Raw genomic sequence first — 20,243 nt, 5'->3', positions numbered from 1 at the left:
GTGCAAGGCTCGACATCGGAGACCCTTGCGGCTTGGCCTTGCACCCTTGTCCAGGTTCCGGGTATGCCTTCGGTGCTCGATCGACGAGAGAGAAACCCGACGACCCCTGACCCGAGCTTGATCGTGCCTCTCTCGGAGGGAGGGCCGGGGTGTTGGGGGCGGAGCCCCTGACTATGAATCAGGCCGCGTGTTCGTCTGCCGCCCGGCGAGCCCGAGGACGGCGCCCCGCGCCGCCCGCAAGGGCGGCAGCCAGGCGGCGCGCCGCGTCAGCGGCGCCTTGATAGTGACAGAGCGCAGTTCGGTAGAGTTCGAGCTTCGCATCTTGTTCTGAGCTGAAGGGCATGGCAGGAGCACGGTCCACACCTAGCGGGCAACAGTGAGCCGCGGTGAGTTCTGGTGAGACACTTTGCCGGCGCGACGGTGGTGCGTTTCCCCAGGTCAGAGGCCAGTTTTGGCTGATCACGACGGTGCGCCCCCGGCAGGATTCGAACCTGCGCACACGGCTCCGGAGGCCGTTGCTCTATCCCCTGAGCTACGGGGGCCCGGGGCGGAGAAAGGTTATCAGGGAGCCTGGCTCGCGCCCCGACTAGGCTGGCGCGGTGTTTCCCGCCCGGCTGGCCGCCGCGATCCGTACGGCGATAGCCGAGGTCGTCCCGCCAACGACCGAGTTCCCCGACGCCACTCCGGCGGCATGGATCCGGCGACCGGGCCGCGTCACGTACGGCGACTTCGCCACACCCGCCGCCCGGCGCTGGTCCGCTATGACCGGTATCCCCACTGCGGCGCTTGCCGAGCGGCTCGCTGCCCGGTTGCGCGACGTCGAGGGGGTTGCCGAGTGCGAGGTGGCAGGCGACGGCTTCGTCAACATTCGGGTCGACGCCCGCGCATTGGCAGACATCGTGCGCGAAATCGTGGTGGCGGGGCAGGCGTACGCGCGAAAGGATCATCCGGGCCCGGAAGACCCGGCCACCATTCCACGGTACGTCCCGTCACCTGCGCTGGCGGATGAGATGCGGTACGCCCACGCGCGCATGTGCGGTTTTCTCCGCGCGGCCGTGGCGTTGGGGATCGAGGTCGATCCTGCCCGCCTCGACCGCGACCTCGATCCCGACCACGACCTCGATCCCGACCATGACTCCGCCCGGATGACCACCGAACGCATCCGCCCGCTGGTGTGCGCACTCGCGGAGTTCCCGGCCGTGGTCGCCCGGAGCGGGCGGGCGGGCCGACCGGAACGCACGTCCCAACGCCCACTCGACCGGTACCTCAATGAGGTCCTCCGCCTCGTCGAAGGGTTCGAGGACGCGGGCGGGATCCTGCCGAAGGGCCCGGAGGAGCCGTCGCCGAGCCACCGCACCCGGCTGCTGGTCGTGGACGCCACCCGGATCGTGCTTGCGGACGCGCTGGGCCTGTGCGGCCTCGACGCGCCGACGCACTGGTGACGCCTGTGCACCGTCGTGACCCCAGATAGCGCAAGGTATGTCGGCGCGCGCCGATGATCCGAGCTGATCGCTATTGTTCGCCGGATGGTGTGTCCTGGCCGAGCGTCCCGGGTCGGAGGATGACAGGTGACCGACATTCTCGTCATCGGCAGCCCCAGTTCGAGCGCCGACGGGCTCGCCCGGATCGCCGGCGACTTCACCTCGTCCGGATGCACCGTACGCGTGGCCCTCGCGGTCACTCCCAGGCACGCCATCCCGAACGATGTGCGGGAGGCGCTACGCGTCGCCGAGATCCGGCAGCTGCGCACGAGTCTCACCGGGCGCCGGGCGGGTGTCGCTCCACGCCGGGGTTCGGCCGCGTGGGCAAGGGTCGTCCTGCGGAATGCGGTCGTACGCGCAGGCGTCCGCATCGGCGGACCGTCCCGAAGGGCCTGGTTACTGGCGAAGTACGACCCGTGGCTGCGCCGTTCGGCTGTCAACGCCGACGTGATCCTCGCCGCCGACCGGCATGCGCTTCGGGCCGCGCGGCACGCGGGCACCCATGGGACGAACGCCGTCGTCACGGCCGTCGGCGACAGGACGTACGCAGAACTGCGTGACCGGGCGATCGGAGTCCGTCCGTTGCAGCGGTTGCTGCACACCCGCTCCGCCGACCAACCACCGCAGGCGGCCGTTCTCGCCGCGTGGCGGAAGGTGGCGACGGACCCGGGCCACCTGTGCCACCGTCCCTTCGTTGCCAAGGCAGTCGAGATCACCAAGGCGCTACGCCGGCACGAGGCGCTGGATGCCACCGAGGAAGTCGGCCGGTCGGCGTTGGACCTCCCGCTCTCCGCGTTGGACAGGGACCGGATCAGGCTCGAGCTCGTCATGGTCCGGATCTCCCGTGGTGATCTCCCCGACGAGCTGGACGAGACGGCACGCGCGATGGTGCGGCACGCGGACGAGCACCTGCGCGCGGGCAGGACGAGGCTCGCGGCCGCGTTCGCCCTGGACGTCGCCGACGCGATGTTCAGCCGTGAGCTGCATGCCGACGCGTTGAGCACACCGCTGGTCGAGGCACCCGAGGAGTTCCTGGCGCCGCTGCACGAGTCGCTGACGTTCCGCGCGCTCGCGGCGCGGTCGGGCGCGCTCGCCGACGCAGACGGTCCCGGTGCCGCCGACGCGCGATTTAGCGGTGGTCCCTCACCCCGTCCGCCACTGGGGCGAACGACGGGCAGGCGTCCGCACCGGATCCTCGTCGTACCCGGTGACTATCCCCACTTCACCCAGGGGATCATCAGCACTCTGGCGAGCTACGACGACGCCGACCTGCGGGTCCTGTCGCTGCGCGAACCGGGCGTGAACCGGCGGAAGAAGCGCCTCACGATGGTGACCGACCGGCTGAACGACGCGCGCGGCGAGCCGCCTCCTCCGCTCGAGCAACGAGACGCGGAGCTCCTGGCCTGGCCGGACACGATCTTCGTCGACTGGTGTGACAACGCCGCGCAGTGGGTCGCCCTCCACGCACCTTCCCACGTCCGGCTCGTGGTCCGGCTGCACAGCCTGGAGGCGATCTCGCCCCAGCCACACCTGATCGACTGGTCGCGGGTGTCCGATGTGGTCTTCGTCGCCCAGCACGTCCGCCACCTGGTCGAGCGCGCCGTCCCCGGCGTCGCCGCCTCGGGACGCATCCACGTGATCCCCAACGAGATGCGGTTGCGGCGCTTCGGCCTTCCCAAGCGCCCGGGCGCCGAACGCACGGTGGCCATGGTCGGGTGGGCGCAACAGGTCAAGGACCCCCTGTGGGCGCTGGAAGTGCTCGCCCAACTGCGTGGCCACGACCCGAGCTGGCGACTGCGGCTCATCGGCCACGACTTCTCCGATCGGCAGCACCGCGGCGCACTGCGCTACCGGGACCGGTTCCGGGCCCGCGCCGAGGACGGTGACGTCCGCGACGCCCTGGACCGCGTCCCCTACACCGACGATCTCCCCGAGGCGTTGCGCGACGCCGGGTTCATCCTGAGTGCCAGCCGGCGGGAGGGGTTTCCGGTGGGTACGACCGAGGGCGCCGCCTCCGCAGCGGTGCCGGTCATCCGGGACTGGCCGATGTATGCATCCGCAGGTGGCGCGCGCGGGATCTACCCGGCGGAATGGGTGGTCGAGACGCCCGACGAAGCCGCGACCCGGATCCTCGCGTACGCCGACCACGGCGCCAGAGACAGGGCCGGACAGGCCGCACGCGACCACGTGGTCGCGCACCTGGACTGGTCAGTCGTCGAACCGCGGTTCCGCGAGATTCTGCTGGGTCCTGTCTCCCAGATGGCGCCGGTCAGGCGAGGGGCGTCGCAAGTCATGCGTGATGTGGGCGCAGGACACTAGCTGAGGGGACTGCCCCGGCGGCAGGCGAGTTCGTGGAGCACACTGGCGGCGGCGTCCACATCGCCCACGGGTGAGGCGAAGGTGAGCGGCCTGGTACTCAGCGGGCTACCAGCCTCGACCAGACCCCATACCGGCCGGCCGGTCCCGGTGTAGTCGCTCCACTTCGACGGGAGATACGGATTGCGCTCATGGCTGTCCGCCGTCAAGGCGTCGTTGACAATCAGGCAGTCGAACTTCGTCGCGAGGTTCAGGAACGCGAGGAACCGTACGTAGCCGTTGCTGCGTACGATGTCGCCGACCTGTAGGTCGTCAACATGACCTTGCAGATCCGCCGGCTTGCTGGTGAAGACGTGCAGTCGAAGGCGGGCGCGGACGTCGGGTTCGAGCCGGGCAAGTGCCTGGAGCACATCTCCCAAACCCCGGGTGGCGTAGAAGTTGCCGAAGTACGCGAGGTTGACCACCGACTGGTCGAGCACGTAAGCGTGCTGGACCATCGAGTAGAACGCAGGAGCCAGCGTCGGATGCGGCGAGATCACGGACTTCTCCCGGGCCATGTCCGCGACCTCGGGGATCGGGCAGTAGCTCAGCATGTAGTCGCGCTGGTTCTCGTTGGTGAAGACGATCGAGTCCGCACACGCGTAGGCGACGTACTCACACCAGTCCAGGCAGTTCCGCGATCCCAGCAGCGGAATGTCCTTCCGCTTGAGTTCTGACTGCACCATGTCGAGGAGGGGTCCCGGCGAGATGGGGGCCCGTCGTTCGGCGCCCGCGACATCGCGCGCCGCCGGATCGGAGAACTCCGCGGTCCAGGCAACCGCCGGATTCCTGAGCTTGTACGCAGCGGCGAGAAAGTGCGAGGCCGGCCACATCACCCTGCTGTAGAGCCGGTCATAGGTGCCCTTGGCGCGTTCCAGCGCGCTGATCTTGGCGAGACCCTCGGCGCAGAACGCCTCGATGGCGGCCCAGTTGGAGAAATAGGTCGGGCTGTCGATGGCGAGCTCGTTCTCGACGTACGGTCCGCAGATCCGGCGCAGGCTCGGGTCCCGCTCACGGTTCTTGTCCATGCTGTTGAACACGACGTCGACGATGTCGGCGCGGTCGCGCACCCGCTTGGCCATGACCACGGCGCTGGAGTCGTTGTACGGCGCGAAGCAGTAGGCGACGGCGAGGGCGCGTGCCATCCCGGCGTTGAGACGTTCGTACGGGAAGTTCTCGAGCTCGTACTCGTCGAGCAGGTGGACGACGCGTGGGTGAGCTGCCGGATTCTGCCGCAGGTACGCGTTGACCACGTCGACCTCCGCGTCTACCTGCCGGCACAGCAGGTCGAGGGTCGCGGGGTCGCAGTCGTGGGAGAGCGCGTCGAGCTGGGCGATGACCTCCAGGCGTACGACGACGTCGGATTCGAAGTCAGGTGGGTCGGAAGGTTCGGCGGCGGAGGCGGCGGCCCGATGGTAGGTGGCCTCGTCGTCGGCGACCAGCGTCTCGCGGACACCGCAACGGTGGTCTGCCAGCATCGCCATGAAGAAGACGACGTCGTGGGCGGATCTCGGTGTCGCATCGCGTTCGACCTGCTTGGCTAAGGCCGCTGGGACCAGCGTGCCCGCGCTGGACATGAGCGCCTCGGCAACGGTCGGCGGGTCGCCGCCCGCGACTGGGACCACGGGGGCCAACAGGATCGTCTCGTCGTCGGCGTGCTTGAGCAGAGACTCGAGATAACCGGGGGAGATCCGGTCGCGGGCGTCGACGAAGGCGATGAACGGTCGTCGCGCCGCCGCCACGCCGATATCGCGGTGGCAGAAGACTCCGATCCCGGAGAGCTCGACGGCCCTCAGGGTCAGTGGCTGCTCGGCCGATTCGGAGAGTACGCGGTCGAGTTCGCCTGGAGCGCCCTCGACGACGACAATGACCTCGAAGGAATCGACCGAAAGTGTCTGCGCCCTGATCGAGTCGAGACAGCCGGCCAGATCGTCGCCACTGCGGTAGGAGATGACGACGCTGACGCCGTCAGCGTAGGGACCGGGGCCGGCCGGCTCGTCACCGCGAGGCTCGGCAGCGGATTCGGTCGCGGAGCCGGATGCCGAATCAGACTCGTGGGAGTCGCGCCGCCCACCGAGTTCGCGAATCCACTGATCGACCAGCGCTTCGGTGACGGAACGCTCGCCCATGGGCAGTTGCCATGGGCGTCGCGTGGCCGCGCTGGAAGCGTCGGCGTCTCTTGTCGGCGACATGTGGTTCACCACGTGTTTCCCCCCGGTTTGTTTCTCGGTCAATTCTTCGAATGTCTGCCGACGTGCTGCCGCGAATGGGCGGGTGCAAAGAAGGCGCGGTGACCGAGTGTGTCCGGGGCTTGCGGTCGTACGCTACCAATTCGTCGGCGTGTCCGAGGACCAGATATCCGTAAGCTGCTTAGCTACCGTTCGGCGAGGCGAGACTGTTCACAATGGCGCGTGTTCACTAATGGCAAGACTGTGCGGTCTGAGAAGGCCGCGGCCCTGGAGACCATCCCACCGGTCGCACGGCCACTCATTCCGTCCAGTCGCGGGAGGTTGAGCGTGGCTGACATCACACTGGCCCCGGAGGATCGCTCCCCGGCCTCGGTCGAGCTCCTCGACATGGGCGACGCGGACTGGGCACGTCGCACGCTACTCGTGATCACGGCCGAACCGCGGGCGGCATCGGCCAGCCTGATGCTGCCGTTCACCCGGGCGCGCGTCTTGCGCGACGGGGACCTCCACGACGCGGAGGCGCTTGCCGGAACCTGCTTCGACACCGTGGTCATCGACGGCCCTGCGCTCGGGCCCGTGCGCCGCGACCTCGCCGCGGCCTGGGCCAGCGAGCACGTCCGTCCGGACGGCCGGGTCGTGATCCTCCTGGAGCCCGCCGCCGGCGGATCGGATGCCACGGGTGTGCTCACGGGGCTCGCGTGGCTTGGCGTTGCCACCCTCGACGGTCATCCCTGTGCCGTCCTCCGCCCGGCCGGTGGGGCGGGCCGGCCGAACGCAGCGGAGACGAGGGCTGACATCGCGGGCCGGCTGACGGCCGCGGCCCAGACCTTGCTGGCGATGCCTCAGGCCGGGCGGGCGGGCAGGCCCGCGTCATCCGCCCTCCACCGGGCGAAGCGGGACCGCGAGGACAGCGAGAAGGCCCTGCTTCATCACCTGCGTACGTTGGCGAAGGAGCTCGCCGACGAGCGACGCCTGCGGATCGCGGCCGAAGAACGGCATCGCGACCTCGAACGCCGGCACAGAACGCTGGAGACCCGGTACGCCCGGCTCCGCGACTCCAAGCTTGGCTCGGCGACGGTGCGCTACTGGCAGCTGCGGAAGAACCTCCGCCGGAGGTTGGACGGTTGACGTGAACGTGACACTTCGACAGGTCAGGTCCCACGGTCCTCTGCGGGCGGTGCGCTGGCCGATGCTCGGGATGGGCAGCTGGGTGGTCCTGGTGGCGGGATTCGCGAGCATCACGCGGCCCGGGACCCCGGTCGTCGCCGTACTCCTTGCGTTCGGACCGGTCCTCGGCGGCCTGCTCCACCTGCAGCTCCAGAACCGCGCCCTCCTACGTCGGCTCGACCGCATGGCGAAGGCCCAGGTCACGACCACCAAGGACGTCGCCGCCACGAGGCAGCGGCTGGACGCGGTTGCCGATGCGACTGCCAGTCGCACAGTCCTGTCCAAGCTCCTGAAGGACACCGCCAGCGACGTGATCACCCGGACCCGCCGCGGTGTCGCCGTCGACCTGTTGCTCACCTATCGCCAGCTCGAAGCGCTCCAGAACATCTACGCGGTCGCCGGCGTCGACCGGCCGATGCCGCCGACCCGCGGCTGGGCGTCCTCACCTGACCTGCTGCTCCTTCTCGCCGACCTCGTCGAACGCGCGCGGCCGTCGCTCATCGTCGAATGCGGCAGCGGCACCTCGACGCTGTGGTTCGCCATGGTGCTGCGGCGGTTCGAGATCCCGGGACGGGTGATCGCGCTCGAGCACCAGCAGCAGTTCGTCGACAACCTGCGCGACCGGCTGGACGGGCACGGGCTCGGCGGCCTGGTGGACGTCCGCTACGCCCCACTGGAGCCCGTGCGCGTGGGCGAGGCGGAATTCCAGTGGTACGCCCGCGATGCGTGGAAAGACCTGAAGGACGTCGATCTGCTCTTCGTCGACGGTCCGCCAGGCATCCTGGGTGAGCATGCCCGGCTGCCGGCGCTTCCGCTGCTCGCCGACCACCTGCACCCGGACGGCGTGGTCGTGCTCGACGACATGATCCGTACGGACGAGCAGGAGGTCCTCGCGGAGTGGCTGCGGACCTGCCCGGACTTCACCGCCGAAGAGGTACCCCTGGAGAAGAACGCCGCACTGCTCCGCCGTCGGCGGCCGTCCGGCTCCTGATCGTCGGACCGCCGCCTGGGGTCTCGGCCGCGGCAGCGCCAGTCCAGCCGGGCGAGAATGACCACGCTGAGCATGCCTGTGATCCCCCGGCGGGGGCGTCGACACCCGGCTGGTGGTCGTTCGCCTGGCTGACCAGGCCACGTACCCCGAGCCGTCACCCCGCTGCCGGCTTCCAGGACGGGCGCGCCAGGCGAATGCCTGAGGCGTCACCCCGCTGCCGGCTTCCAGGATGGGCGCGCCAGGCGAATGCCTGAGGCGTCACCCCGCTGCCGGCTTCCGGGATGGGCGCGCCAGGCGAATGCCTGAGGCGCCACCCCCGCTGCGGCTTCCAGGGCGGGCGCGCCAGGATGGTGGCGTGAGTAGAGCGCATGAAGCCGGTGCCCTCCATGCCGGGGTCGGGCACCGCGGACCCGCCTGGCTGCGTCCGCCCGAAGACCCCGACGGCCTCGTCGCCGGCCTGTGGCCCCGCAACGTGGCCAAGACCTCCGCCGGCGTCCTCGATGTCGCGGGCGTCGCCGTCACCGAGCTGGCCCGCGAGTTCGGCACGCCTGCCTACGTCATCGACGAGGACGACTTCCGCGCCCGCTGCCGGGAGTTCCGCGACGGGTTCTCCGGCTGGCACGTCTACTACGCCGCAAAGGCGTTCCTCTGTGCGGCGATCGTGCGCTGGGTCGCCGAGGAAGAGCTGCGGCTCGACGTCTGCACCGGCGGTGAGCTGGCCGCGGCGCTTCGCGCCGGCTTCCCTGCCGAACGCATCAAGATGCACGGGAACAACAAGTCGCTGTCCGAGCTGGCCCGCGCACTCGACGAGGGCGTCGGCCGGATCGTGGTCGATTCCTACGACGAGATCGACCGGCTCGCCAAGCTCGCCACCGACCGCGGCGTCCGCGCGTCCGTCCTGGTGAGGGTCAAGGTGGGTGTCGAAGCACACACCCACGAGTACATCGCGACCGCCCACGAGGACCAGAAGTTCGGCTTCTCACTCGCCGGGGGCGACGCCGCCCACGCCGTGGAGCGGGTCCTTGCCGAGCCGGCCCTGGAGCTTGCCGGCCTGCACTCCCACATCGGCTCGCAGATCTTCGACACCTCGGGCTTCGAGGTGGCCGCCCGCCGGGTCGTCGGTCTGCACGCGCAGGTCCGCGAACGCCATGGCGTCGAGCTCGCCGAACTCTGCCTGGGCGGCGGATTCGGCATCGCCTACACCACCCAGGACGACCCGGAGCCGCCGGCACAGCTGGCGGCGGAGCTGGGCGCGATCGTCGAGCACGAATGCCGGGCGTCGGGGATCACCACCCGGCCGGTGCTGTCGATCGAGCCCGGACGGGCGATCGTCGGTCCGGCCGTCTTCACGCTGTACGAGGTGGGCACGGTGAAGGTGGTCGAGCTCGACGCGAAGGCCTCGCGTACCTACATCGCGGTCGACGGCGGCATGAGCGACAACATCCGTTCGGCGCTCTACGACGCCGACTACTCCTGCACGCTGGCCTCCCGGCGCTCGGTCGCTCCGCCCGTGCTCAGCCGGGTCGTCGGCAAGCACTGCGAGGCCGGCGACATCATCGTCAAGGACGCGTTCCTTCCGGGCGACGTCCACCCTGGTGACCTGCTGGCGGTGCCGGCGACGGGCGCCTACTGCCGGTCGCTGGCCAGCACCTACAACCATGTCCCGCGCCCGCCGGTGGTCGCCGTCCGCGGGGGCGAGGCCCGTCTTGTCGTACGCCGTGAGACGGAGGACGATCTCCTGCGACTCGACGTGTGGTGAGACATAGTCTCGGAGGCCGGACGCTGGAGGCAAGAATCTGCTGCGGTACCCAGACTTGGGTGGTCAAGGTGCGCGGTGACGGACGAATGCCACCGACACCTGACCGGGCGGGTCGAGACGCGCAGACGGGCGAAGGGTTGCGGATCGGATGAACGGCGTCGGGCGAGGTGAGCCCCTCAAGGTGGCCCTCCTGGGCTGCGGTGTGGTCGGTACCCAGGTGGTCCGGCTGCTGACCGAGCACCAGGACGATCTCGCCGCCAGGGTCGGCGCGCCGCTCGAACTGGCCGGCATCGCGGTCCGCCGGGCGGGGCGGCGGCGTGACGTCCCGGTGGACCCGAGCCTGTTCACGACGGACGCGGCCGCGCTGGTCAGGCGTACCGACATCGATCTCGTGGTCGAGGTGATCGGCGGCATCGAACCCGCCCGCTCCCTCATCCTCGGCGCCCTGGAGCACGGTGCCTCCGTCGTCACCGCCAACAAGGCGCTGCTCGCCGAGGACGGGTCCTCGCTGTTCTCCGTCGCGCAGAAGTACGGTGCCGACCTCTACTACGAGGCCGCCGTCGGCGCGGCGATCCCGCTGATCCGGCCGCTGCGGGAGTCGTTGGCCGGCGACCGCGTCACGCGGGTGCTCGGCATCGTCAACGGCACCACCAACTACATCCTCGACCGGATGGACGCCGAGGGTGCCGGGTTCGCGGAGGCGCTCGAGGACGCCCAGGCACTCGGCTACGCCGAAGCCGACCCGACAGCCGACGTCGAGGGGTTCGACGCGGCGGCGAAGGCGGCGATCCTCGCCGGTCTGGCGTTCCACACGAGGGTCACCGCATCCGACGTCCACCGGGAGGGCATCGCCGAGGTGACCGCCACCGACGTCGCCAGCGCGCGGGCCATGGACTGCGTGGTCAAGCTCCTGGCGATCGCGGAGCTGGCACCGGGTGGGGACCAGTTGGGCGTCCGCGTGCACCCGGCGATGATCCCGCGGGCGCATCCGCTCGCCAGCGTCCGTGAGGCGTACAACGCGGTCTTCGTCGAGAGCGCGGCCGCCGGGCAGCTGATGTTCTACGGGTCGGGCGCGGGTGGCGCGCCGACGGCCAGTGCCGTCCTCGGCGATCTCGTCGCCGTCGCGCGCCACCGCGTGCAGGGGGTCACCGGGGTGGGCGAGTCGACCTACGCCCAGCTGGCCGTGAGACCGATGGGGGAGACCCCGACCCGCTACCACATCTCGCTCGACGTCGATGACAAGGCGGGCGTGCTGGCGGCCGTCGCCGACGCGTTCGCCCAGCAGGGCGTCTCGATCCAGACCGTACGCCAGGAAGGCCGCGGCGCGGATGCGCAGCTCGTCGTGGTGACCCACCAGGCGCCCGACCGGGCGCTTGCCGCTACCGTCGATGAACTGGTGAAACTCGGCGTCGTCCGCGAGGTCCTCAGCGTGATGCGCGTCGAGGGCCTCGGCGAGGAGTGAGTGGCGTGGGCGCGGCGACGACTGAGCCGGCGCCAGGGACAATGACCACGCTGCCCATGCGGGTGTGCCCCTACCAGGTGTCGATGCCTCGCCCGGGTTCTGCGAGCATGCCTAGCGTGGTCATTTGCAGGACAGGCGGCCGCCCCGGAGTCGCCTGGACGGCTGACTGGACGGCTGAGGAGAGAGCCTGATGGCGGAAGTGTCGCGGCTGTGGCGGGGTGTCATCGAGGAGTACCGCGCATGGCTGCCCGTCAGCCCCACGATGCCGGTCGTGACCCTCGGCGAGGGCGGGACCCCGCTGGTGGCGTCCGCCTGGCTCTCGGAGGCAACCGGCTGCGAGGTGTGGGTCAAGGTCGAAGGGGACAACCCGACCGGTTCGTTCAAGGACCGTGGCATGACGATGGCCGTGTCCCGTGCCGCTGACGCCGGCGTCAAGGTGGTCATCTGTGCCTCGACCGGCAACACCAGCGCCTCCGCCGCGGCCTATGCCGTACGTGCGGGGCTGGTGCCGGTCGTCCTCGTCCCGGAGGGACGCATCGCGCAGGGCAAGCTCGCGCAGGCGATCGTGCACCGGGCGCGCCTGGTCCAGGTCAAGGGCAACTTCGACGACTGCCTGAAGCTCGCGCGTGGCCTGTGCGAGCAGTACTCCGCGGTCCTCGTCAACTCCGCCAACCCCGACGGCTACCGGCTGGCCGGCCAGAAGACGGCGGCCTTCGAGATCGTCGACGTCCTCGGCGACGCGCCCGACATCCACGTGCTACCGGTGGGCAACGCCGGCAACATCACCGCCTACTGGGCGGGTTATCAGGAGTACGCCAAAGCCGGGCGGGCGCAGCGTCGTCCCCGGATGTGGGGCTTCCAGGCGGCGGGCGCGGCCCCGATCGTGAGCGGAGCGCCGGTGGAGCATCCCGAGACCGTCGCCACCGCGATCCGGGTCGGCAACCCCGCACGGTGGGGAGACGCCGTGGCGGCGCGGGACGAGTCCGGCGGGCGGATCGACGCCGTACCGGACGAGGCGATCCTCGCCGCACAGGCCGGGCTCGCCGCTCGTGACGGGGTGTTCGTCGAACCCGCGTCGGCGGTGGGCGTCGCGGGCCTGCTCCGGGTGGCAGAGGCGGGCGAACTCGACCGGGGGCAGACCGTGGTGATCACCGTCACCGGGCACGGGCTGAAGGATGTCGCCACCCCGCTCGAGGTGGCCGGTGACGTCGGCGCGATCGTCGTACCGCCCGAACCCGACGCCGCGGCCCGCGCGCTCGATCTGGACTGACCGCGGTGGGTGGCGTGCGCTTTCGTGCGGACCCGGTACGCGTCCGGGTGCCGGCGACGAGCGCGAACCTCGGCCCCGGCTTCGACGCGCTGGGCCTCGCTCTGGGGATGTACGACGAAGTCGAGGTGCGGCCGACCCCCTCCGGACTCACCGTGGAGGTCGTGGGTGAGGGCGCCGCCCTGGTTCCCCGCGACGGGACGAACCTCGTCGTCCGGGCGCTCAGGACGGCGCTTGACGAACTGGGCGGCCAGCCGCCGGGCCTCGCCCTCACGTGTACGAACCGGATCCCGCACGGCCGTGGGATGGGTTCCTCCGCGGCCGCGATCGTCGCCGGGATCGTCGCCGCGCGTGCCTTGGTATCAGACGGAGGCACAGGACTCGACGATGCGGCCGTGATCGCGCTGGGCTCGGCGCTCGAAGGTCATCCGGACAACGTGGCGGCCTGCGTGCTGGGTGGGCTGACGATCGCATGGACTCCAGCGGGGTCCCGCGCCCGGGCGATCCGGTTGGAGCCGGTCTCGGTCTCTTCGGTCGTCTTCGTCCCGGACAGCCCACTTGCGACCGAAACCGCCCGTGCTGCCCTTCCGGACCTTGTGCCCCATGCCGATGCGGCCGTGAACGCCGGCCGGGCGGCACTTCTCGTCGCCGCGCTCGCCGGGGGCCACCCCGTGCTCGCCGGAGGCCACCCCGTGCTCGCCGGAGGCCACCCCGTGCTCGCCGGAGGCCCCGCAGCGCCGGCAGAGGTGGACATCGACCTCTTGCTCGCGGCGACCGAGGACCGGCTCCACCAGCCCTATCGGGCGTCAGCCATGCCAGCATCGGCGGCGCTCGTCGCGGACCTGCGTGCCCGGGGGGTCCCAGCCGTGGTGTCAGGCGCCGGACCGTCCGTCCTCGCGTTTGCCCCGCTAGGTACGGCTCACAGGCTGGCAGAGGCGGCGCCCACCGGATTCCGTGCGTACGAGGTCCCTCTCGACCTCGACGGCGCCCGGATCTTGCCTCCGACTGACGGGAATTCATCACCGTGGGAAGATGTTGAGCAGGGTGAGGGAGCCAGGCCCGAGAGATTCTGTTAGGCTCCCTATCGGGCCGGAGCCCTTGTTATGGCCCCTGGTGCCATCTCGCCACGATTCCGGGAAGCGTTTCTTTCGCTGTCATCAGATTTCTGTGGCGTCCCCGTTGAGGCCTGTGCACTCTTTGTGCGCAACAGGCATACAACTGGTGGACCCGGACTCGTCGAGAGCTCGTTCACTCGTGCACATGAGGCACGACTCCAACAGGGAGGACCCGGCAATTTGCCGGCAACGACAAGTCGGCACGCCATCGAAACGGCCGACACCACGCGTGGGAAGGACCTCACGTGACCGAAACCACTGATCTCACCACCGCACCGGCTTCTGACGCCCACGCCGGGGATGCACCCGCTACCGAAGACGGCGGCACCCCGACACGCCGTCGCCGTGCGAGTGGCCTCGCGGGCATGGTGCTCGCAGAACTCCAGCAGGTTGCACAGGGCCTTGGCATCACGGGTACCGCCCGGATGCGCAAGAGCCAGCTGATCGACGCCATCAAGGCGGCGCAGGCGGCTGGTGGCCAGGCCACCGACGAAGGCTCGGCCTCGGCGGACCGCCCCGCGTCGAAGCGCGACCGCCGGACGCAGTCTGCCGAAGGGCAGACCCAGATCGACATCGCCGACGGCCAGTCGGAGGGTGGCGACGCCACCCGGTCCCGCGGTCGCCGGGCGGACAAGCAGGACAAGCAGAACGGCCAGCAGGCCGACACCGACGGCGACCGTGCCGCCGACCGGGGCGAAGACGCCGCTGCCAAGGACGGCACCGAAGGCCGGGGCGACAACCCGTCTGAGTCCGGGCGCGACGGTGGGCGCGAGTCTCGTGGCTCGGGCCGCGACGGCGGCCGCGGCAGCCGCGACGGCCGTGACGGTGGCCGTGACAACAACCGTGACGGTGGCCGGGGCAGCCGCGAGCACAGTAGCCAGAACCAGCGGGACGGCGGCCGCGACAACCGCGACAGCCGCGACGGCGACGACGACGAAGGTGGTCGCGGGCGTCGGCGGAGGCGTTCGCGTGATCGCTTCCGCGATCGCAGGAGTGGTGGCGGACGCAGCGACCGTTACGACGGCGAGCCGCAGGTCAACGAGGACGACGTTCTCATCCCGGTGGCCGGCATCCTCGACGTGCTCGACAACTACGCGTTCGTCCGCACGAGCGGGTTCCTGCCCGGCCCCAACGACGTCTACGTCTCCCTGGCGATGGTCAAGAAGTACGGCCTGCGCAAGGGCGATGCGATGAGCGGCGCCATCCGCCAGCCGCGCGAAGGTGAACGCCGGGAGAAGTTCAACCCGCTGGTCCGCGTCGACACGGTCAACGGTGCCGACCCGGAGCTGTCCAGGCAGCGGCCCGACTTCGGCAAGCTCACCCCGCTGTACCCACAGGAGCGGCTCCGGCTCGAGACCGACCCGTCCATCCCGACGACCCGGATCATCGACCTGATCGCTCCGATCGGCAAGGGCCAGCGGGCGTTGATCGTGTCGCCGTCCAAGGCCGGTAAGACGCTGATCATGCAGGCGATCGCCAACGCGATCACCCAGAACAACCCCGAGGCCCACCTCATGGTCGTGCTCGTCGACGAGCGGCCTGAGGAGGTCACCGACATGCAGCGGGCGGTCAAGGGTGAGGTCATCGCCTCCACCTTCGACCGGCCGGCCGACGACCACACGACCGTTGCCGAGCTTGCGATCGAGCGGGCCAAGCGGCTGGTCGAGCTGGGCCACGACGTGGTCGTGCTGCTCGACTCGATCACCCGGCTCGGTCGTGCGTACAACCTCGCGGCTCCCGCGAGCGGCCGGATCCTGTCCGGTGGTGTGGACTCGAGCGCGCTGTACCCGCCCAAGCGGTTCTTCGGCGCGGCCCGCAACATCGAGCACGGGGGATCGCTCACCATCATCGCGACCGCCCTGATCGAGACCGGCTCGAAGATGGACGAAGTGATCTTCGAGGAGTTCAAGGGCACCGGCAACATGGAGCTCCGGCTGCGCCGGGAGTACGCCGACAAGCGGATCTTCCCCGCCATCGACGTCGACGCGTCCAGCACCCGGCGCGAAGAGCTGCTCATGGGCAAGGAGGAGCTCGGCATCGTGTGGAAGCTCCGTCGGGTGATGTCGGGGCTCGACGGCCAGCAGGCTCTCGAGCTGCTGCTCAACCGGCTCAAGGACACGCGAAGCAACGTCGAGTTCCTGATGCAGATCAACAAGACGATGCCGGGTGCCGGCGGGAACTCCTCGTCGCGGGACGACGACTGACCCGTCCTACATCTGAAGCGGTGCACGGACCCGGAGCGGTCCTCGGCAGTCGGGCGCGGGAATGCGCCGACTGCCGGGGCCGTTGCTCCGGGTGGCTGAACAGATGGGAAACTACATGCGCTGGCACCGGTTCACGCCCACCCGGCTGGGTGACGGCGACCCGGCGCTCTACAAAAGCGGAGGAAACCTGTGAAGTCTGGCATTCACCCTGACTACATCGAGACGACGGTGACGTGCACGTGTGGCAACGCGTTCACCACCCGCAGCACTGCCCGGAACGGCTCGATCCACACCGACGTGTGTTCGGCCTGCCACCCCTTCTACACCGGCAAGCAGAAGATCCTCGACACCGGTGGTCGCGTGGCCCGCTTCGAGAAGCGGTACGCCAAGGCGCAGTCGAAGGACAAGCAGAACAAGAAGTAGCACTCCAACAGCGCCGGTCGGCGGGCCCGTTCACGGGTTCCCGCGTGGCCGGCGCTGTCGCGTCCGGGCGCGGTTGACCAGGCTCGGTCGCCCACGAGGGCTAGGGCCGCTGCCCAGCTGCGGGCGTCGTTCGTTCATCGTTCTCTCCAGGAGGCATCGTGTTCGAAGCCGTTGAGGCGCTGTTGACCGAGCACGCTGACCTCGAACGCCGCCTCGCCGACCCGGCGATCCACGCCGACCAGGCGACCGCCCGCAAGGTCGGCCGCCGCTATGCCGAGCTGCAGCGCGTGGTCGCGGCCTACGGCACCTGGCGGCAGTTGAACGACGACCTCGAAGCCGCACGGGAACTCGCCGGCGAAGACGCGGGGTTCGCCGAGGAGGCCGAACGCCTGTCAGCGCAGCATGCCGACGCCGAGGAACGCCTGCGCCTGCTCCTGCTCCCGCGCGATCCCCTTGCGGACAAGAACGTTCTGCTCGAGATCAAGGCCGGCGAGGGCGGTGCGGAGTCGGCCCTGTTCGCCGGCGACCTGCTACGGATGTACGACCGGTACGCCGAACGGCGCGGCTGGCGTACGGAGACCCTCGAGGTCGCCGAGTCCGAGCTCGGCGGGATCAAGAGCGTGACGCTCGCGGTCAAGGGCAAGGGCGGGGGAGCGACCGGCGGCGAGCTCGACGAGACGCCGTACTCCCGGTTGAGGTTCGAAGGCGGCGTGCACCGGGTGCAGCGGGTGCCGGTTACCGAGTCGCAGGGCCGGATCCACACCTCGGCGGCCGGTGTTCTCGTCCTGCCAGAGGCGGAGGACATCGACGTCGACATCGCGGAGAAGGACCTCCGCATCGATGTGTTCCGTTCCTCCGGGCCGGGTGGGCAGAGCGTCAACACCACCGACTCGGCCGTACGCATCACCCACGTCCCCACCGGCATCGTCGTCTCCTGCCAGAACGAGAAAAGCCAGCTCCAGAACAGGGAGCAGGCCCTACGCATCCTCCGCGCGCGGCTGCTCGCCATCGCCCAGGAGCAGGCGGATGCCGAGACGGCGGCGGCGCGGCGGAGCCAGGTACGGACGGTGGACCGTTCCGAACGGGTGCGGACGTACAACTTCCCGCAGAACCGCATCACCGACCACCGGGTGGGGTTCACGGCGTACAACCTCGACCAGGTACTCGACGGTGAACTCGACCCGGTGATCGGTGCGCTGGTCGAAGCGGACCAGGCCGAACGCCTTGCGGCCTTGGAGAATCAGCCCGGATGAGCACGCCCCGCGTGAGCTTGGTGCGTGGCCTGCTCGACCAGGCGCGGGAGCAGTTCGCCGCGACGGGCGTCGCCTCGCCGCGCTTCGACGCCGAGGAGCTGCTCGCCCATGTCCTAGGCGTTCCGCGGAGCCGACTGGGCCTGTGTACCGACGTGCCGCCGGCGGCTCAGGACCGGTTCTCCCAACTGGTCGCCCGCCGGGCTGCCCGCGAACCGCTTCAACATCTCACCGGGAAGGCGCCGTTTCGGCACCTGGAGCTCGACGTCGGTCCAGGGGTGTTCGTTCCACGGCCCGAGACCGAGGTGGTGGCAGGTTGGGCGATCGACGCGCTACAGGCGACGAAGCGTTCCGGACCACCCGCCGCTACGCTCACCGCGGTCGACCTGTGCACGGGATCGGGCGCGATCGCGGCTTCCATCGCCGGTGAGGTGACCGGTGTCCGCGTCTTCGCGGTCGAGCTCGACGATGCCGCACACGCGTGGGCTGCCCGCAATCTCGCGGGCACTCGCGTCACGCTCGTCCACGGCGACGCGGCATCGGCTTTCCGTGAGCTGGACGGCACGGTGGACGTGGTGGTCGCGAATCCGCCGTATATCCCGTTGGAGGCCTACGACGGTGTCGAGCAGGAGGTGCGTGACCACGATCCCGCGCTGGCCCTGTGGTCAGGCGATGACGGGCTCGACGCGATCCGGATGGTCGAGCGGACCGCGCGACGGCTGCTGCGACCCGGCAGCGGCCTCGTCGTGGTCGAACACGCCGACGTCCAGGGCGAGAGTGCTCCCGCGATCTTCGCCGCCACAGGTTACTGGTCCCGCGTCCGCGACCACACCGACCTCGCCGACCGCCCGCGCTTCGTCACCGCCCAACGGATCCGCCCCTGACCCGTGATCATGATCGTGATCATGAAGGATTCGGCGTATAGCCGACTTTCTCTTCATGATCATGGGGGGTTCCGTCGGCGTCACCGCACCGCCCGATGAACGTGCTCCCGTCACCGCGGACCCGGACACGGGCGTCCGCCTCACCGCGCCTGGAGCTTGCGGCGCCACCGGGTGAGGAGATCGCGGAACCACGGCTCCCAGAAGTAGAGGTGCCGCACTGTCACCGAACCCATGTGGCAGGTGCCGGTGACGGTGAGGCGAAGCTGCGCCGTGCTGGCGTACTCCGACGGTGTGTCCGTGCGGACGTGGGTGCTCCCGAAGCTGGTCTTCAGATCGCTCGTGTCGACCTGGGTGCCTGGTGGAACGACGATGGTGACCGAGCCAGCCGATGCGTCGAGGGCAATCTCGACGTCCTGGGACAGCAGTCGCGCCTGGGTGAGGTCGAGCATCGTCGAGCCGGCCTTGCCCTTGACCGAGACCTTCCGGGGAACGACCCACGTGCCGCGACGGGAGACCGACGAACCCACGGCGTGCAGTGTGATCTCGGCCGGCCCGGTGGGGGCGGGTGCCACGGACGTGCCGTCAAGGAGATCGGCGGTGAGCGGAGCGAGTTCAGCGAATGTCTTCGCGGTGTAGGCCGCCGACATCCGCTCCTCGAACTCCGCCAGGTCGAGGCGGCCATCGGAGGCCGCGGCCCGCAGGCGTTCGACCACCGCTTCGCGGTCGGCATCGCCCGCACGGTAGGCCGACCGGTCCGGGAGGTTGTCGCTCACGCGCGTCAGCCTACTGGCGCTTCCTCCCGACATCAGCCCGTACGCCGGCAGCGGTCGACGCAAGCGTCCGCCGGCTTCGTACGTTCGTCAGTGGAGACGAGTTGATCAACGGCGGACGAACCGGACAGCCACCGCGTCGGCCGACCGATTCGTCCACCGTTGATCGACCTCGCGCCCAGCACGCCGGGCATCGCGTCGTCCCCTCAGCTCGGCATGGCACGATGAGCAACTGTGAGCGAGCGCTATGCATGCAAGGACCGGGACGAACGCACCATCGGCCTGGAGATCGCCGCCTCCGCCATCAGGCGCGGCGACCTCGTGGTCCTGCCGACAGACACGGTTTACGGCATCGCGGCCGACGCCTTCGTCCCTGAGGCCGTCGCCGCCCTGCTTTCGGCCAAGGGACGCGAGCGGTCCATGCCCCCGCCGGTGCTGGTGGGCTCGCTCGGTGCTCTCGACGGCATCGCGACCGACATCCCGGACTACGGCAGGCGCCTGGTGGAGGAGTTCTGGCCCGGTGCCCTCACCCTGATCTGCCACCAGCAGCCCAGCCTGGTCTGGGACATCGGGGACTCAGGCGACACGGTGGCCGTACGGATGCCCGACGACGAGATCGCGCTCGACCTGCTCAACAAGACCGGACCGCTCGCGGTGAGCAGCGCCAACCGGTCCGGTGACCCGCCGGCGGTGACCTGTGCCGAAGCACAGGACCAGCTCGGTAACAATGTCGCGGTCTACCTCGATGCCGGGCCCACCAGAGGAGCCGTGCCGTCGACCATCCTCGACCTGACCTCGCCGACACCGCGGATCCTGCGCTCCGGCGCTGTTTCGATCGAGCGACTGCGTGCCATCGTTCCGGATCTCGACCTGCGTGTGACACCCTGAGGCCGGCCGGGATGGACCAGCACCTGTGTGACGAGGAG

The 20,243-nt window shown here is 69.8% G+C and carries 15 protein-coding genes and 1 tRNA gene; 13 read left to right on the top strand and 3 right to left on the bottom strand.

Translation table 11 applies throughout. The features are described 5' to 3' along the window. Nucleotides 1–470 precede the first annotated feature (470 nt). A tRNA-Arg gene (locus ABN034_RS32770) sits at nt 471–542 on the bottom strand. A gap of 57 nt (nt 543–599) precedes the next feature. On the opposite strand from ABN034_RS32770, the gene ABN034_RS32765 reads away from it, so the two are divergent. Further along, nucleotides 600–1,442: a DALR anticodon-binding domain-containing protein gene (locus tag ABN034_RS32765; RefSeq protein ID WP_349694833.1), complete on the top strand. Its 843-nt coding sequence runs from the start codon at nt 600–602 to the stop codon at nt 1,440–1,442. Between the two features lie 126 nt (nt 1,443–1,568). Continuing rightward, the gene (locus ABN034_RS32760; RefSeq protein WP_349694832.1) at nt 1,569–3,800 is read left to right on the top strand and encodes a glycosyltransferase family 4 protein; all 2,232 of its coding nucleotides are present in this window, start codon (nt 1,569–1,571) and stop codon (nt 3,798–3,800) included. Here the strand turns inward: ABN034_RS32760 and ABN034_RS32755 are convergent. Beyond that, entirely contained in the window at nt 3,797–5,965 is a 2,169-nt protein-coding gene (locus tag ABN034_RS32755; RefSeq protein WP_349694831.1) for a glycosyltransferase, read from the bottom strand. The two genes, ABN034_RS32760 and ABN034_RS32755, sit on opposite strands and share 4 nt — an antisense overlap. A gap of 387 nt (nt 5,966–6,352) precedes the next feature. Here ABN034_RS32755 and ABN034_RS32750 point away from each other — a divergent pair, with 387 nt between their 5' ends. The 10 genes from ABN034_RS32750 (at nt 6,353) to prmC (ending at nt 18,547) form a co-directional block, all read left to right on the top strand. After that, nucleotides 6,353–7,153: a hypothetical protein gene (locus tag ABN034_RS32750; RefSeq protein WP_349694830.1), complete on the top strand. Its 801-nt coding sequence runs from the start codon at nt 6,353–6,355 to the stop codon at nt 7,151–7,153. Between the two features lies 1 nt (nt 7,154). After that, nucleotides 7,155–8,183, top strand: a complete 1,029-nt coding sequence (locus ABN034_RS32745) for a class I SAM-dependent methyltransferase (RefSeq protein WP_349694829.1) — start codon at nt 7,155–7,157, stop codon at nt 8,181–8,183. 355 nt (nt 8,184–8,538) lie between these two features. After that, entirely contained in the window at nt 8,539–9,942 is a 1,404-nt protein-coding gene (gene lysA, locus ABN034_RS32740; protein WP_349694828.1) for a diaminopimelate decarboxylase, read from the top strand. 148 nt (nt 9,943–10,090) lie between these two features. Beyond that, complete coding sequence (locus ABN034_RS32735) at nt 10,091–11,404, top strand: homoserine dehydrogenase (protein ID WP_349694827.1); 1,314 nt, start codon at nt 10,091–10,093, stop codon at nt 11,402–11,404. Between the two features lie 190 nt (nt 11,405–11,594). Next, entirely contained in the window at nt 11,595–12,674 is a 1,080-nt protein-coding gene (thrC, locus tag ABN034_RS32730; protein ID WP_349694826.1) for a threonine synthase, read from the top strand. Between the two features lie 14 nt (nt 12,675–12,688). After that, complete coding sequence (locus ABN034_RS32725) at nt 12,689–13,747, top strand: homoserine kinase (protein ID WP_349694825.1); 1,059 nt, start codon at nt 12,689–12,691, stop codon at nt 13,745–13,747. A 284-nt stretch (nt 13,748–14,031) separates the two neighbouring features. Then, on the top strand, nt 14,032–15,990 hold the full coding sequence (gene rho / locus ABN034_RS32720; RefSeq protein ID WP_502879134.1) for a transcription termination factor Rho: 1,959 nt from the start codon (nt 14,032–14,034) through the stop codon (nt 15,988–15,990). 189 nt (nt 15,991–16,179) lie between these two features. Next, entirely contained in the window at nt 16,180–16,413 is a 234-nt protein-coding gene (rpmE, locus tag ABN034_RS32715) for a 50S ribosomal protein L31 (RefSeq protein ID WP_349326010.1), read from the top strand. Between the two features lie 158 nt (nt 16,414–16,571). Then, on the top strand, nt 16,572–17,666 hold the full coding sequence (gene prfA, locus ABN034_RS32710) for a peptide chain release factor 1 (RefSeq protein ID WP_502879133.1): 1,095 nt from the start codon (nt 16,572–16,574) through the stop codon (nt 17,664–17,666). Then, nucleotides 17,663–18,547: a peptide chain release factor N(5)-glutamine methyltransferase gene (prmC, locus tag ABN034_RS32705; RefSeq protein WP_349694824.1), complete on the top strand. Its 885-nt coding sequence runs from the start codon at nt 17,663–17,665 to the stop codon at nt 18,545–18,547. Before prfA ends, prmC begins: the two co-directional genes overlap by 4 nt. Nucleotides 18,548–18,687: 140 nt before the next feature. Here prmC and ABN034_RS32700 read toward each other — a convergent pair whose 3' ends face one another. Beyond that, complete coding sequence (locus tag ABN034_RS32700) at nt 18,688–19,320, bottom strand: DUF1707 SHOCT-like domain-containing protein (RefSeq protein WP_349326012.1); 633 nt, start codon at nt 19,318–19,320, stop codon at nt 18,688–18,690. 231 nt (nt 19,321–19,551) lie between these two features. Between ABN034_RS32700 and ABN034_RS32695 the strand changes: the two genes are divergently transcribed. Next, nucleotides 19,552–20,205 (top strand): L-threonylcarbamoyladenylate synthase, encoded by a 654-nt coding sequence (locus ABN034_RS32695; RefSeq protein ID WP_349694823.1) that lies wholly within the window; start codon nt 19,552–19,554, stop codon nt 20,203–20,205. The last annotated feature ends 38 nt before the right edge of the window (nt 20,206–20,243 follow it).

The sequence above is a fragment of the Actinopolymorpha sp. B11F2 genome, assembly GCF_040195635.1.
GTDB lineage: Bacteria > Actinomycetota > Actinomycetes > Propionibacteriales > Actinopolymorphaceae > Thermasporomyces.
The sequence above is the reverse complement of the archived record's forward strand: the minus strand, read 5'-3'. Positions and strand labels throughout refer to the sequence as shown.

Excerpts from the sequence above, each read along its gene's own strand:
- ABN034_RS32755 (WP_349694831.1), bottom strand. The coding sequence starts at position 5,965 with ATGGGCGAGCGTTCCGTCACCGAAGCGCTGGTCGATCAGTGGATTCGC.
- thrC (WP_349694826.1), top strand. The coding sequence starts at position 11,595 with ATGGCGGAAGTGTCGCGGCTGTGGCGGGGTGTCATCGAGGAGTACCGC.
- ABN034_RS32735 (WP_349694827.1), top strand. The coding sequence starts at position 10,091 with ATGAACGGCGTCGGGCGAGGTGAGCCCCTCAAGGTGGCCCTCCTGGGC.
- prmC (WP_349694824.1), top strand. The coding sequence starts at position 17,663 with ATGAGCACGCCCCGCGTGAGCTTGGTGCGTGGCCTGCTCGACCAGGCG.